This window comes from Pseudomonas sp. RIT-PI-r (assembly GCF_001297015.1).
GTDB lineage: Bacteria > Pseudomonadota > Gammaproteobacteria > Pseudomonadales > Pseudomonadaceae > Aquipseudomonas.
On record NZ_LIGE01000023.1, the window covers coordinates 1 to 13,907 of the forward strand.

13 protein-coding genes and 1 pseudogene are annotated in these 13,907 nt (G+C 59.7%); 2 read left to right on the forward strand and 12 right to left on the reverse strand.

The window, feature by feature from the left end:
* From AK821_RS09605 to AK821_RS30140, 7 genes and pseudogenes are all read right to left on the reverse strand, one after another.
* A pseudogene (locus tag AK821_RS09605) lies at positions 1 to 225 on the reverse strand (putrescine ABC transporter permease PotH); the annotation flags it as partial.
* The gene (locus AK821_RS09610; RefSeq protein WP_038358978.1) at positions 222 to 1,364 is read right to left on the reverse strand and encodes an ABC transporter ATP-binding protein; all 1,143 of its coding nucleotides are present in this window, start codon (positions 1,362 to 1,364) and stop codon (positions 222 to 224) included. The gene AK821_RS09610 and the pseudogene AK821_RS09605, both read right to left, overlap by 4 nt.
* 66 nt (positions 1,365 to 1,430) lie before the next feature.
* Positions 1,431 to 2,528 (reverse strand): polyamine ABC transporter substrate-binding protein, encoded by a 1,098-nt coding sequence (locus tag AK821_RS09615; protein WP_064389460.1) that lies wholly within the window; start codon positions 2,526 to 2,528, stop codon positions 1,431 to 1,433.
* A gap of 186 nt (positions 2,529 to 2,714) precedes the next feature.
* Positions 2,715 to 3,827, reverse strand: a complete 1,113-nt coding sequence (locus AK821_RS09620; protein WP_064389461.1) for a polyamine ABC transporter substrate-binding protein — start codon at positions 3,825 to 3,827, stop codon at positions 2,715 to 2,717.
* 171 nt (positions 3,828 to 3,998) lie between these two features.
* On the reverse strand, positions 3,999 to 5,363 hold the full coding sequence (locus tag AK821_RS09625; protein ID WP_064389462.1) for an aspartate aminotransferase family protein: 1,365 nt from the start codon (positions 5,361 to 5,363) through the stop codon (positions 3,999 to 4,001).
* Between the two features lie 57 nt (positions 5,364 to 5,420).
* Positions 5,421 to 6,779, reverse strand: a complete 1,359-nt coding sequence (locus tag AK821_RS09630; RefSeq protein ID WP_007913846.1) for a glutamine synthetase family protein — start codon at positions 6,777 to 6,779, stop codon at positions 5,421 to 5,423.
* A gap of 95 nt (positions 6,780 to 6,874) precedes the next feature.
* Positions 6,875 to 7,231: a glutamine amidotransferase gene (locus AK821_RS30140; RefSeq protein WP_152974151.1), complete on the reverse strand. Its 357-nt coding sequence runs from the start codon at positions 7,229 to 7,231 to the stop codon at positions 6,875 to 6,877.
* 278 nt (positions 7,232 to 7,509) lie between these two features.
* Here AK821_RS30140 and AK821_RS09635 point away from each other — a divergent pair, with 278 nt between their 5' ends.
* The gene (locus tag AK821_RS09635; protein ID WP_007913842.1) at positions 7,510 to 8,886 is read left to right on the forward strand and encodes a glutamine synthetase family protein; all 1,377 of its coding nucleotides are present in this window, start codon (positions 7,510 to 7,512) and stop codon (positions 8,884 to 8,886) included.
* 228 nt (positions 8,887 to 9,114) lie between these two features.
* Positions 9,115 to 9,741, forward strand: a complete 627-nt coding sequence (locus AK821_RS09640; protein WP_064389463.1) for a TetR/AcrR family transcriptional regulator — start codon at positions 9,115 to 9,117, stop codon at positions 9,739 to 9,741.
* 160 nt (positions 9,742 to 9,901) lie between these two features.
* On the opposite strand, the gene AK821_RS09645 is transcribed toward AK821_RS09640, so the two are convergent.
* The 5 genes from AK821_RS09645 to AK821_RS09665 are packed head-to-tail and all read right to left on the reverse strand — an operon-like array spanning position 9,902 to position 13,893.
* Positions 9,902 to 10,117, reverse strand: a complete 216-nt coding sequence (locus tag AK821_RS09645; protein WP_003229256.1) for a TOBE domain-containing protein — start codon at positions 10,115 to 10,117, stop codon at positions 9,902 to 9,904.
* A gap of 27 nt (positions 10,118 to 10,144) precedes the next feature.
* Entirely contained in the window at positions 10,145 to 10,951 is an 807-nt protein-coding gene (gene ssuB / locus AK821_RS09650; RefSeq protein ID WP_007913838.1) for an aliphatic sulfonates ABC transporter ATP-binding protein, read from the reverse strand.
* Entirely contained in the window at positions 10,948 to 11,730 is a 783-nt protein-coding gene (gene ssuC, locus AK821_RS09655) for an aliphatic sulfonate ABC transporter permease SsuC (RefSeq protein WP_003229260.1), read from the reverse strand. Before ssuC ends, ssuB begins: the two co-directional genes overlap by 4 nt.
* An 8-nt stretch (positions 11,731 to 11,738) precedes the next feature.
* Positions 11,739 to 12,887 carry an FMNH2-dependent alkanesulfonate monooxygenase gene (gene ssuD, locus AK821_RS09660; RefSeq protein ID WP_064389464.1) on the reverse strand — a complete coding sequence of 383 codons (1,149 nt, stop codon included), beginning with the start codon at positions 12,885 to 12,887 and terminating at the stop codon, positions 11,739 to 11,741.
* A 25-nt stretch (positions 12,888 to 12,912) separates the two neighbouring features.
* A complete protein-coding gene (locus AK821_RS09665; RefSeq protein WP_064389465.1) occupies positions 12,913 to 13,893 on the reverse strand; it encodes a sulfonate ABC transporter substrate-binding protein in 981 nt (326 codons plus the stop codon).
* Positions 13,894 to 13,907 lie beyond the last annotated feature (14 nt).

A 13,907-nucleotide genomic window follows, 5' to 3' on the forward strand; every position in this document is an offset into this window, starting at 1 on the left:
GCGGTGGCCAAGTTGCGGCAGCCGCTGCGACTGCTGCTCGCGGTGCGGGCAGATCTCGGTGTACGGCGGGATGGCCACGTCGGCTTCGGCGAAGCTGATCTTCAGGACGATGAAGAACGGCAGCATGAAGAACAGGAACAGCCAGATGAACGGGACCCCGATGACCAGTTGGCGGCCATTGGGGATTATTCGGTTGATGCGGCGTTTGAATTTGCGCATGTTCATGAGCGAAGTACCACGCCGCTGTCGTCTTCCCACCACACGTAAACCTGATCACCCCAGGTCGGACGCGCGCCACGGCGCTCGGCATTGGCAACGAACGACTGCACCAGTTTGCCGCTCGGCAATTCGACGTAGAACACCGAGTGACCGCCGAGGTAGGCGATGTCGTGGACCTTGCCGCTCGACCAGTTGTATTCGCAGGTCGGTTGGTCGGCGGTGACCAGCAGCTTCTCCGGACGGATCGCGTAGGTTACGGACTTGTCCTGCACCGAGGTGCTGATGCCGTGGCCGACGTAGATCTGCCGGTCGAGGTCCTTGCAGGTGATGGTCGCGTGGCCTTCGGCGTCGTCGATCACTTCGCCTTCGAAGATGTTGACGTTGCCGATGAATTCGCAGACCAGACGGCTGGTCGGGGTTTCGTAGATGTCGATCGGGCTGCCGATCTGGGCGATCCAGCCCAGGTGCATGATCGCGATGCGCTCGGCCATGGTCATGGCCTCTTCCTGGTCGTGGGTCACCATCACGCAGGTCACCCCCACGCGCTCGATGATTTCCACCAGTTCCAGCTGCATCTGCGAACGCAGTTTCTTGTCGAGTGCGCCCATCGGTTCGTCGAGCAGCAGCAGCTTCGGCCGCTTGGCCAGCGAACGCGCCAGTGCCACACGCTGACGCTGACCACCGGACAGTTGATGCGGCTTGCGCTTGGCGTACTGGCTCATCTGCACCAGCTTGAGCATTTCGGCCACTCGCGCATCGACTTCAAACGCCGGAATCTTGTCCTGCTTGAGGCCGAAGGCGATGTTCTGCGCCACGGTCATGTGCGGGAACAAGGCGTACGACTGGAACATCATGTTGATCGGTCGTTCGTACGGCGGCATGTCGGTGATGTCGACGCCGTCGAGGAAAATGCGCCCCTCCGTGGGCCGTTCGAACCCTGCCAGCATCCGCAGCAGAGTGGATTTGCCCGATCCCGAACCGCCGAGCAAGGCGAAAATCTCGCCTTTCTTGATTTCCAGGGACACATCGTCCACGGCAATCGTCTCGTCGAACTTCTTCGTGACCCGGTCGATCTTGACCAACACCTGTTTCGGTGTCTGGTCGCCCTCGAGGGCTTTCTTATAGGCGCCGGAGGCAACTGCCATTTACGAAACTCCCAGATAAAAACAATGCAGTCCGCCCCGCAAGGCGAACCCAGGATAGTGTGTGCCTTACATCCCCGACTTGACCTTGGTCCAGCTGCGGGTCATCAGGCGCTGAATGTTCGGTGGCAACTCGGTCGACACATAAGCCTTGTCGATAACGGCCTGCGGCGGATACACCGACGCATCGGTGCGGATGGATTGTTCCATCAACTTGTCCGAACCCGGGTTGGGGTTGGCATAACCGACGTAATCACTGACCTGAGCGATCACCTCAGGTTTCAGCAGATAGTTGATGAAGGCGTGGGCCTCCTTCACGTTCGACGAATCCTTCGGAATCGCCAGCATGTCGAACCACAATGCGCCGCCCTCTTTCGGCACCGTGTAGGCAATGTTCACGCCCTTCTTGGCTTCGGCTGCGCGGTTCTTCGCCTGGAAGATATCGCCGGAGAAACCGATGGCTACGCAGATGTCGCCGTTGGCCAGATCACCGATGTATTTCGAGGAATGGAAGTAGGTCACGTAAGGACGCACCGCGAGCAACTTGTCAGTGGCCTTTTCGTAGTCCTCGGGGTTGGTGCTGTTGGCATTCAGGCCCAGATAGTTGAGCACGGTCGGCATCATCTCATCCGCTGAATCGAGGAATGCCACGCCACAGCTTTGCAGCTTCTTGATGTTCTCGGGCTCGAACAAAACGCCCCACGAATCGATCTTGTCGACACCCAAAACGGCCTTCACTTTATCGACGTTGTAACCGATGCCGTTGGTTCCCCACAGGTACGGCACGGCGTACAGATTGCCCGGATCGTTCTGCTCCAGACGCTTGAGCAGCGCCGGGTCGAGATTGGAATAATTGGGCAGCTGCGAGCGGTCGAGCTTCTGGAACGCGCCCGCCTTGATCTGCTTGCCGAGGAAGTGGTTCGACGGCACGACCACGTCGTAACCGGTACGCCCGGCCAGCAACTTGCCTTCAAGGGTTTCATTGGAATCAAAGACGTCATAGACCGGTTTGATTCCGGTGGCTTTCTGGAAGTCCGCCAGGGTCGTCTCGCCGATGTAATCGGACCAGTTATAAATATGCACCGTACCGGCGGCCTGGGCTCCGACAGCAATCGTCAGGCCGGCAGTGGCCAGCAGGGCTTTGCGCAAAGAAGAAAAAATAGGCAAGTGGAGGTCCTCTAAATTAGTTGGGCCCAAGTTGCCCCGCGCTGCATGACAGCCATGGCTGCCCGGCAACAAAACCGGCGCGCAACTTACCCTCGAAAAACCGTTCCAGCAAAACTTTCTGTCATTTAATTGTCCCGCTGGCCATCGTCACGGAGACGATGGCCAGCGGTTGCGGCTTCAAACGGCTTATTTGCCGGATTTGATCTTGGTCCAACTGCGAGTGATCAGACGCAAGGTCGCTGCATCCTGATCGCTGATCGCATACAGCTGTTTCTTCACTTCCGCCGAAGGGTAAATGCTCGGATCGCTGGTGATGTCTTTGTCCACCAATGGCGTTGCCGCCTTGTTGCCGTTCGGGAAACGTACGGCGTTGGTGATCTCGGCCATCACTTCCGGCTGCAGCAGATAGTTCATGAACTTGTAAGCGGCTTCGACGTTTTCGGCATCCTTGGGAATGGCGACCATGTCATAGAACGTACCGGCACCTTCCTTCGGAATGGTGTAAGCCAGTTTGACCTTGTCACCGGCCTCCTTGGCGCGGGTCTTGGACTGTTCCAGGTCACCCGAATAACCGACGGCGACGCAGATGTTGCCGTTGGCCAGATCGGAGATGTATTTGGACGAGTGGAAATACGCAACCGATGGGCGAACCTTGAGGAACAGGTCTTCGGCGGCTTTCAGATCAGCCTTGTCCTTGCTGTTGGTCGGCTTGCCCAGGTAGTGCAAGGCCGCCGGAATCATTTCGGTCGGAGCGTCGAGGAAGCTCACGCCGCAGCTTTTGAGTTTTTCGATATTCTCGGGTTTGAACACGATGTCCCAGGAATCGATCTTGTCGATGCCCAGTGCAGCCTTGACCTTCTCCGGGTTGTAGCCAATGCCGATCGAGCCCCACATGTACGGGAAGGCGTGTTTGTTGCCTTGGTCGCTGGCATCGCCAACCGCTTTGAGCAGGTCTTCGTCGAGGTTCTTCCAGTTCGGCAACTTGGACTTGTCCAGTTCCTGATACACGCCAGCCTTGATCTGCTTGGCCAGGAAGTTGTTGGAAGGCACCACCACGTCATACCCGGATTTGCCCGCCAGCAGTTTGGCTTCGAGGGTTTCGTTGCTGTCGAAAACGTCGTAGACGACTTTGATGCCCGACTCTTTCTCGAACTTGGCCACGGTGTCCGGAGCGATGTAGTCCGACCAGTTGTAGACGTGCAACACCTTGTCGTCCGCCTGAACCGCACCCGCCATCATGCCCGCCACGGACAGCGCGAGAAGTGTCTTGCCAGCAAGCTTTTTGCCTAATGCCTTCATGCGTAATGCTCCAAATTTTCTTTTTTTGAACCACTTTGTTCAGCGGCCGAACCCGGGCAACTGGAACCGCGGCTAGTCTGGCAAGATCCGGGGCGGTCTTTCAAGAAAAGACCAGCCTTTCTGACAGCTTTGAGCGAGAGCGCCGCAGCTCCCTCGCTCAGAGCCTAGCACTTAGCCCTGCAACGCACTGAGGGTCAGATCCAGGCATTTGCGTGCCTTTGTAACCAGCTCATCGATCTCCGCTTTGCTGATCACCAGCGGCGGCGCGATGATCATGGTGTCGCCCACAGCGCGCATGATCAGGCCGTTGTCGAAGCAGAACTGGCGGCAGATCATGCCGACGCCCTTGCCTTCGTAACGCTTGCGCGTGGCCTTGTCCTGCACCAGCTCGATCGCGCCCAACAGACCGACCCCGCGAACTTCACCCACCAACGGGTGATCGTTCAGTTCCCGCAGACGTTTCTGCAAATACGGTGCCGTTTCGTTGTGCGCGTTCTCGATAATTTTTTCGTCGCGCAGAATGCGGATGTTTTCCAGACCCCCCGCTGCAGCCACCGGGTGACCGGAGTAGGTGAAGCCGTGGTTGAAATCGCCGCCCTCGTTGAGCACCGCAACAACGGTGTCGCGCACGATCAGGCCACCCATCGGGATGTAACCGGAGGTCAGGCCTTTGGCGATGGTCATCATGTCGGGTTTGAGGTCGTAGAAATCGCTACCGAACCACTCACCGGTACGGCCGAAACCGCAGATCACTTCGTCCGCGACGAACAGGATGTCGTACTTGGCGAGGATTTCCTTGATGCGCGGCCAGTAGGTGTCTGGCGGAATGATCACGCCGCCGGCGCCCTGGATCGGCTCGGCAATAAAGGCACCGACGTTGTCCACGCCGACTTCGAGAATCTTTTCTTCCAGCTGATTGGCTGCCCAGATGCCGAATTCTTCCGGGGACATGTCGCCGCCTTCAGCGAACCAGTACGGCTGCGCGATGTGGACGATGCCCGGGATCGGCAAGTCGCCTTGTTCGTGCATATACGTCATGCCACCGAGGCTCGCGCCGGCCACGGTCGAACCGTGATAACCGTTCTTGCGGCTGATGATGACTTTTTTGTTCGGCTGGCCCTTGATCGCCCAGTAGTGGCGAACCATGCGCAGCATGGTGTCGTTGCCTTCGGAGCCGGAACCGGTGAAGAACACGTGGTTCATGCCTTCTGGCGCGACGTCGGCAATCGACTTGGCCAGTTCCAGCGCCGGCGGGTGCGCGGTCTGGAAGAACAGGTTGTAGTACGGCAGTTCGCGCATCTGTTTGGCGGCCGCGTCGGCCAGCTCATCGCGACCATAACCGATGGCCACACACCACAGACCGGCCATGCCGTCGAGGATCTTGTTGCCTTCGCTGTCCCACAGGTAAACGCCCTTGGCGTTGGTGATGATCCGCGGGCCTTTCTCTTTCAGCTGCTTGAAGTCGCTGAACGGGGCCAGGTGGTGATCATTGCTGAGTGCTTGCCACTCGCGGGTTTGCGGGTTGTTGCTGGTCATGCCAATTCTCCTTGTTATCGGTGAAGGCGCGGCTTTTTGAGGGCCGCGCCTGGCGTATCAGACGGCGAAGAGCAGGTACTCACGCTCCCAGGAACTGATCACGCGCTTGAAGTTTTCATGCTCGGCCCGTTTTACCGCGACGTAGCCAGTGATGAAGGTTTTGCCCAGGTACTTCTCGATGGTCGCGCTGTTTTCCATGCGCTCCAGCGCATCTTCGATGGTCAACGGCAGGCGCAGGTTGCGGCGTTCATAACCACGACCCACCACTGGCGCGCTCGGGTTGAGGCCTTCGACCATGCCGATGTAACCGCAGAGCAGGCTCGCGGCGATCGCCAGGTAGGGGTTGGCGTCAGCGCCCGGCAGGCGGTTCTCGACACGGCGGTTCTGCGGGCCGGCATCCGGTACACGCAGGCCCACGGTGCGGTTTTCTTCGCCCCACTCGACGTTCACCGGTGCCGAGGTGTCCGGCAGGAAGCGGCGGAACGAGTTGACGTTCGGCGCGAACAACGGCAACAGCTCAGGAATCAGCTTCTGCAGGCCACCGATGTGGTGCAGGAACAGCTGGCTCATGGTGCCGTCTTCATTAGAGAAAACGTTTTTGCCGGTCTCGATGTCGATGATGCTCTGGTGCAAGTGCATCGCACTGCCCGGCTCGCCGGTCATCGGCTTGGCCATAAAGGTCGCGGCCACGTCGTGCTTGAGCGCGGCTTCGCGCATGGTGCGTTTGAACACCAGAATCTGGTCGGCCAGCGACAGTGCATCGCCGTGACGGAAGTTGATTTCCATCTGCGCCGTGCCGTCTTCGTGGATCAGCGTGTCGAGGTCCAGTTCCTGCAGTTCGCACCAGTCGTAGACGTCTTCGAACAGCGGATCGAATTCGTTCGCCGCTTCAATCGAGAACGACTGACGACCGATTTCCGGACGGCCCGAGCGGCCAATCGGCGGCTGCAACGGATAGTCAGGGTCGTCGCTGCGCTTGGTCAGGTAAAACTCCATTTCCGGCGCCACGATCGGCTGCCAGCCTTTGTCGGCATAGAGTTTGAGGACTTTCTTGAGGACGTTGCGCGGCGACAGCTCGATCGGGTTGCCTTGCTTGTCGTAGGTGTCGTGGATCACTTGCGCGGTTGGCTCGATGGCCCACGGCACCATGTACACGGCGTTCTGGTCGGGGCGGCAGATCATGTCGATGTCGGCCGGGTCGAGCAGTTCGTAATAGATGTCGTCTTCGACGTAGTCGCCGGTCACGGTCTGCAACAGCACGCTCTCGGGCAGGCGCATGCCTTTTTCGGCGATGAACTTGTTGGTCGGCGAAATCTTGCCCCGGGTGATACCGGTCAAGTCGGCGATCATGCATTCGACTTCTGTGATCTTGTGGTCTTTCAACCAATCGGTGAGCTGGTCGAGGTTGTTACTCATAAATGCCTCTGGGCTGAGTCTCCTGACAGGATGTCAGGCAAAGTTTGACGCTTTGAGCGTCGCGTTAAAGGGGGGCTTGCTCGCGCAGTACCGGCTTACGCCTGGCACCGCGCATAGACAATGAAAGAGGAGCTTACCTGCCCTTTACGCTGGCGTTGCATTTCCTGTGCACACTCAAGGCGTGCAGAATCACGAGCACGGCTGGGCAATCGGCACAGGCTTTGAGGGTTAAAGCGATCTATATTGGAAGGGGACGCCATAAACAGGATGCTTTCCCGTACGTCCAGAATATCGGACGCTGGCGCTTGAACGGCCATGGACGGGAACATCGTCGGCAACTGGCAAGCCATGCTGGCTGCGCTACGGACGGATTTGTCGCCACTGATGTGATAAGCATGCAGACCGGACTGTTGCGAGCAGTCGGTGATGCCGATTAACGGCAGGCGAGACATGAAGCACCCCGGTATTATTGCTGTTATGGGTTTGATCGGAGCTTAGCCTTGTTCATTTTTTTACACAACACCCCCGTAAAAAATACAACACGGCCTGCTCAAGCCCGCGGGTGCACAGTCTTCCAAGGACAAAAAAACGCCCGAAAGTGCCCCATAAATGCCCTCGCAGCGCTTTTTTAGGGCAAAAAAGGCCTCGCTTGACTTCGGCAGGCCGTTCGGGTTGACTGAAACCAGAAAAGATCAATGATTGATATTTTTAACAACAAAGGTGTTGCATCATGTCGGTACCCCCGCGTGCCGTTCAGCTTAACGAAGCGAACGCGTTCCTTAAGGAACATCCTGAGGTTCTGTACGTTGACCTTCTGATTGCGGATATGAATGGTGTGGTGCGCGGCAAGCGCATTGAACGCACCAGCCTCCACAAGGTTTACGAGAAAGGCATCAACCTGCCGGCCTCTCTATTTGCTCTGGATATCAACGGTTCAACGGTGGAAAGCACCGGCCTGGGCCTGGACATCGGCGATGCCGATCGTATCTGCTATCCCATCCCCGATACCCTGTGCAACGAGCCATGGCAGAAGCGCCCGACCGCGCAACTGTTGATGACCATGCACGAACTCGAAGGCGACCCATTCTTCGCCGATCCGCGCGAAGTGCTCCGTCAAGTTGTTGCAAAGTTTGACGAGCTGGGCTTGACCATCTGCGCGGCCTTCGAACTTGAGTTCTACCTGATCGACCAGGAAAACGTGAACGGCCGTCCGCAGCCGCCACGCTCGCCAATCTCCGGTAAACGCCCGCACTCGACTCAGGTCTATCTCATCGACGACCTCGACGAATACGTCGACTGCCTCCAGGACATTCTGGAAGGCGCGAAAGAGCAAGGCATCCCGGCCGACGCCATCGTCAAGGAAAGTGCCCCGGCGCAGTTCGAAGTGAACCTGCACCACGTCGCTGACCCGATCAAGGCGTGCGACTACGCGGTACTGCTCAAGCGCCTGATCAAGAACATCGCTTACGACCATGAGATGGACACCACCTTCATGGCCAAGCCGTACCCGGGCCAGGCAGGTAATGGTCTGCACGTACACATTTCGATTCTGGATAAAGAAGGCAAAAACATTTTTGCCAGCGAGGATCCCGAGCAGAACGCCGCGCTGCGTCACGCGATCGGCGGTGTGCTCGAGACCCTGCCCGCGCAGATGGCTTTCCTCTGCCCGAACGTTAACTCCTACCGTCGTTTCGGCGCACAGTTCTACGTGCCGAACTCGCCGTGCTGGGGCCTGGACAACCGCACCGTGGCGATTCGCGTACCGACCGGCTCGTCCGATGCCGTGCGTATCGAACACCGCGTGGCCGGTGCCGATGCCAACCCGTACCTGCTGATGGCTTCGGTACTGGCCGGCGTGCACCACGGTCTGACCAACAAGATCGAGCCGGGCGCGCCTGTCGAAGGCAACAGCTACGAGCAGAACGAGCAAAGCCTGCCGAACAACCTGCGCGATGCTTTGCGCGAGCTGGACGACAGCGAGGTGATGGCCAAGTACATCGATCCGAAGTACATCGATATCTTCGTCGCCTGCAAGGAAAGCGAGCTGGAGGAGTTTGAACACTCCATCTCCGACCTTGAGTACAACTGGTATCTGCATACCGTTTAAGCGGATTGCAGCTTCAGGAAAAACGCCGTTGGCTGATTCAGCCAACGGCGTTTTTTTATGGCCGCCTGCGGCGGATCGCTGGCAAGCCAGCTCCCACAGGGATTTTCTGCGCACATAAATCCCGGTTCACTGAAGATCACTGTGGGAGCTGGCTTGCCAGCGATGGCGGCCGACAAGACAACACACGACCCGGCTCGTACAATGCCCGCTGCCCCGCAGGAGACTTCCATGACGCGTCCCGCCCCCGTCCGCAAACCCCGTGCCCGCAGCCAGGCGCGCATCGCTTCGCTACTCGACGCCGCACGCACGCTGCTGGCCGCCGAGGGCGTGGCCAGTCTGTCGATCTATAGCGTCGCCGAGCGTGCGCAGATCCCGCCCTCCTCCGTGTACCACTTCTTCGCCAGCGTCCCTGCGTTGCTCGAAGCACTGACGGCGGATGTACACGCCGCGTTCCGCGCTTGCCTGCAAGCACCGATCGATCATGAGGCCCTGCGTGACTGGCGCGATCTGTCGCGACTGGTCGAACAGCGCATGCTGGAGATCTACGATGAAGACGCCGCCGCGCGGCAGTTGATCCTCGCGCAACACGGTTTGACCGAGGTGACCCAGGCTGACCGCCAGCATGACATTGAGCTGGGCGACCTGATGCACAAGCTGTTCGATCATCACTTCGAGTTGCCGAGGCTGCCGGAGGATGTCGATGTGTTTGCCTTGGCGATGGAGCTGGGTGACCGGGTTTATGCGCGTTCGGTGCAGCAGCACGGGCAGATCACGCCGCGCATGGCCGAGGAAGGGATGCGGGTGTTTGATGCCTACATTGGGCTGTATCTGCCGCCGTATCTACCCAAGCGCTGAGCCATGATCGTTCCCACGCTCTGCGTGGGAATGCAGCCCGTGACGCTCCGCGTCACTGGACGCGGAGCGTCCCAAGAGGCATTCCCACGCGGAGCATGGGAACGATCACAAAAAACCCCGGAGGGCTCACGCCCTCCGGGGTTGTTTTTTACTCACCGGCTTACAACTTGGCGATCGACACCTCGGTGGACTTCACAAAGGCGATCACTTCGCTGCCGACCACCAGTTCAAGCTCTTTGACCGAGCGGGTGGTGATCACCGAAGTGACGATGCCCGAAGCGGTCTGCACGTCGATTTCCGACAGCACGTCACCGAGGACGATTTCCTTGATCGAGCCTTTGAACTGGTTACGGACGTTGATGGCTTTGATAGTCATGGCAATGATTCCTGTCGTTTGCTTGAGTTATTGAGCCCAACGCAGTTGCGTAGGCAGTGGTGAAACAGGTTCCGGCGCCGGCGGTTCGCCGGGCAGGGAAAGAACACGGTTAAGCACTTCGGTTTCCAGCGCTGCAAGACGATGCGAACCACGTACCCGTGGGCGCGGCAGTTCCACATGCAGATCAAGGCCGACTTCGCCGTCCTCGATCAGAATCACCCGGTCGGCAATCGCCACCGCTTCGCTGACGTCGTGGGTCACCAGCAGCACGGTGAAGCCGTGTTGCTGCCAGAGACGTTCGATCAGTTGCTGCATTTCAATGCGCGTCAGCGCGTCCAGTGCGCCGAGCGGTTCGTCGAGCAACAGCAGGCGCGGTTGATGGATCAGCGCGCGTGCCAGTGCGACGCGTTGCTTCTGCCCGCCGGACAACGCCGCCGGCCACTCATTGGCGCGATCTGCCAGCCCCACCGCGTCCAGTGCTTCGAGAGCTTTCGGACGCCAGTTGCCTTTAAGGCCGAGGCCGACGTTGTCAATGATCTTCTTCCACGGCAGCAGACGCGCTTCCTGGAACATCAATCGGGTGTCTTCCCGCGCATCGCTGAGCGGCGCAGAACCGGCCAGCAAGTCGCCGCCAGTCGGTTGATCGAGGCCGGCGAGCAAGCGCAGCAAAGTACTTTTGCCGCAACCACTGCGCCCGACCACAGCGACGAATTGCCCCGCCGGAATGTGCAGATCGATGTCACGCAGCACTTGCCGCGCGCCGAAGGTTTTCTGCAGGTTGCGCACGGCCAGCGGTATCCCGCGCAGCAGGCGTGGAGGTTGTTGAGCGGTCATGCTGCACCTCCTTTGGCAACCTGATACGCCGGGTGCCAGCGCAGCCACACACGTTCAAGTCCACGGGCCGCAAGGTCGGCGAGTTTGCCGAGCACCGCGTAAAGCAGGATCGCCAGCACCACCACGTCGGTCTGCAAAAACTCCCGGGCGTTCATCGCCAGATAGCCGATGCCGGAGCTGGCGGAAATGGTTTCAGCGACGATCAGCGTCAACCACATAAAGCCCAGGGCAAAACGCACGCCGACCAGAATCGAAGGCAGCGCGCCCGGCAAAATCACTTGCCAGAACAGGCTGAAACCGGAGAGGCCATAACTGCGCGCCATCTCCACCAACGCCGGATCGACGTTGCGGATGCCGTGATAGGTGTTGAGGTAGATCGGGAACAGCGTGCCCAACGCCACCAGAAAAATCTTCGCCGACTCGTCGATGCCGAACCACAGGATCACCAACGGAATCAGCGCCAGGTGCGGCACGTTGCGGATCATCTGCACCGAGCTGTCGAGCAGGCGTTCGCCCCATTTCGACAGGCCGGTGATGAAACCCAGGACCAGACCGATGCTGCCGCCGATGGTGAAACCGAGTGCCGCGCGCCAGCCGCTGATCGCCAAGTGCGTCCAGATTTCACCGCTGCGCACCAGGCTCACGCCGGCTTCGATCACCGCCACCGGTGCCGGCAGAATCCGTGTCGACAACCAACCCGCCGACACCGACAACTGCCACACCGCCAGCAACAACACCGGCAACGCCCAAGGCGCGAGGCTGTGGATGATTTTCTTCATGGCGCGCCTCAGCTCTGCGACGCGGCTTTGGGAAGAATGTCGTTGGCAACCATCTCGCCGAACGGGCTGACATAACCGGCGCTTTTCGGCAGTTCCGGACGCTCGATGTCGAGGTGCGGGAACAGCAGTTCGGCGACGCGATACGACTCTTCGAGGTGTGGATAACCAGAGAAGATGAAGGTGTCGATGCCAAGATCGGCGTATTCCTTCACGCGCGCTGCCACGGTCGGGCCATCGCCAACCAGCGCCGTACCGGCACCACCGCGTACCAGGCCAACACCGGCCCACAGGTTCGGGCTGACTTCGAGGTTGTCGCGGCTGCCACCGTGCAGCGCGGCCATACGTTGCTGGCCGACCGAATCGAAACGCGCCAGCGAGGCTTGAGCGCGGGCGATGGTGTCGTCGTCCAGGTGCGAGATCAGCCGATCCGCCGCTTGCCACGCTTCAGCGTTGGTTTCGCGAACGATCACGTGCAGTCGAATACCGAAGCGCACGGTGCGGCCGAGCTTGGCGGCTTTGGCGCGCACTTGGGCAATCTTCTCGGCCACCGCGGCTGGCGGCTCGCCCCAGGTCAGGACCATTTCCACTTGTTCGGCGGCCAGATCTTGCGCCGCTTCCGAGGAACCACCGAAGTACAACGGCGGACGCGGCTGCTGGATCGGCGGATAGAGCAATTTCGCGCCCCTCCCCCCGATGGGCCGACCGGCGTAATCGACGGGTTCGCCTTCGAGCACACGACGCCAGAGGCGGGGGAATTCCACCGAGGCCTGATAACGCTCTTCGTGGCTGAGAAACAAACCGTCACCGGCCAATTCTTCCGGGTCACCGCCAGTCACCAGGTTGAACAGCGCACGCCCGCCAGACAGACGATCCAGCGTGGCTGCCTGCCGCGCTGCCACCGTCGGGGAAATGATCCCGGGGCGCAGGGCAACGAGGAATTTCGGGCGCTGGGGCCCCGGGATCAGCGCCGCGGCCACCAGCCACGAGTCGTCACAGGAACGGCCGGTCGGAATCAGCACGCCGCCGAACCCCAGACGATCCGCCGCTTGCGCGACCTGTTGCAGATAACCGTGGTCGACGGCGCGAGCGCCTTCGGCGGTGCCAAGGTAATGGCCGTCGCCGTGGGTAGGCAGGAACCAGAAGATATTGAGGCTCATGGAGTGGTCTCCTTAGGAATTCGAGTTACTGGGCTTGGGTGGCCGAGCTTTGGGCCACAGCGGCCGGTGGTGTCCAGATCACATCCTTGATGCTCAGCGGCTTGGGAATCAGCTTGAGCTGGAAGAACGTGTCAGCGATTTTCTGCTGCGCGGCGACCACTTCCGGGGTCAGGAACAGCGCGCCGTAGCCCTGGCGTTTCACCGAGGTCAGGGTGATGTCCGCCGGCAGGCCGAGCAGTGGCGCGACTTGCTGGGTCACGTCTTCAGGATTGGCTTTCGACCACTCGCCGACCGCACGCACTTCTTCCACGAGAGTCTTGATCACCTGAGGATTTTTCTCTGCGTAAGGCTTGGTCGCGAGATAGAACTGATGGTTGTCGACGATGCCTTTGCCGTCGCGCAGGGTGTGCGCTTGCAGTTGTTTCTCGGCGGCGGCCTGGTACGGATCCCAGATAACCCAGGCGTCGACGCTGCCACGTTCGAACGCAGCGCGGGCGTCGGCCGGCGGCAGGAATACGGTTTGGATGTCGCTGTATTTGAGTCCGGCGTCTTCCAGCGCACGCACCAGCAGGTAGTGGACGTTGGAGCCTTTGTTCAGGGCGACTTTCTTGCCTTTGAGATCGGCTACCGATTTGATCGGCGAGTCTTTCGGCACAAGGATCGCTTCGCTGTTTGGCGCTGGCGGTTCGTAGGCGACGTAAAGCAGATCGGCGCCAGCAGCCTGAGCGAACACCGGCGGGGTTTCGCCGGTAACACCGAAGTCGATGGAGCCGACGTTCAGGCCTTCAAGCAGTTGCGGGCCGCCGGGGAATTCAGTCCATTGCACGTCGACGCCTTGAGCGGCCAGACGTTTTTCCAAAGTGCCCTTGGCTTTGAGCAGCACCAGCGTGCCGTACTTCTGGTAACCGATCCGAAGGGTCTCGGCTTGAGCTTGAGTGATGGCGCCGAAGGTGACAGCCGCAGCAAACAGAGCGACCAGACCACGACGCAAAAATACAGTGCGCATAGCGCTCTCCTTTT

Coding starts and splice junctions, on each gene's coding strand:
- AK821_RS09635 (WP_007913842.1), top strand. CDS start 7,510: ATGTCGGTACCCCCGCGTGCCGTTCAGCTTAACGAAGCGAACGCGTTC.
- AK821_RS09620 (WP_064389461.1), bottom strand. CDS start 3,827: ATGAAGGCATTAGGCAAAAAGCTTGCTGGCAAGACACTTCTCGCGCTG.
- AK821_RS09640 (WP_064389463.1), top strand. CDS start 9,115: ATGACGCGTCCCGCCCCCGTCCGCAAACCCCGTGCCCGCAGCCAGGCG.
- AK821_RS09625 (WP_064389462.1), bottom strand. CDS start 5,363: ATGACCAGCAACAACCCGCAAACCCGCGAGTGGCAAGCACTCAGCAAT.
- AK821_RS09630 (WP_007913846.1), bottom strand. CDS start 6,779: ATGAGTAACAACCTCGACCAGCTCACCGATTGGTTGAAAGACCACAAG.
- AK821_RS09610 (WP_038358978.1), bottom strand. CDS start 1,364: ATGGCAGTTGCCTCCGGCGCCTATAAGAAAGCCCTCGAGGGCGACCAG.
- AK821_RS09665 (WP_064389465.1), bottom strand. CDS start 13,893: ATGCGCACTGTATTTTTGCGTCGTGGTCTGGTCGCTCTGTTTGCTGCG.
- ssuC (WP_003229260.1), bottom strand. CDS start 11,730: ATGAAGAAAATCATCCACAGCCTCGCGCCTTGGGCGTTGCCGGTGTTG.
- AK821_RS30140 (WP_152974151.1), bottom strand. CDS start 7,231: ATGTCTCGCCTGCCGTTAATCGGCATCACCGACTGCTCGCAACAGTCC.
- ssuD (WP_064389464.1), bottom strand. CDS start 12,887: ATGAGCCTCAATATCTTCTGGTTCCTGCCTACCCACGGCGACGGCCAT.
- AK821_RS09645 (WP_003229256.1), bottom strand. CDS start 10,117: ATGACTATCAAAGCCATCAACGTCCGTAACCAGTTCAAAGGCTCGATC.
- ssuB (WP_007913838.1), bottom strand. CDS start 10,951: ATGACCGCTCAACAACCTCCACGCCTGCTGCGCGGGATACCGCTGGCC.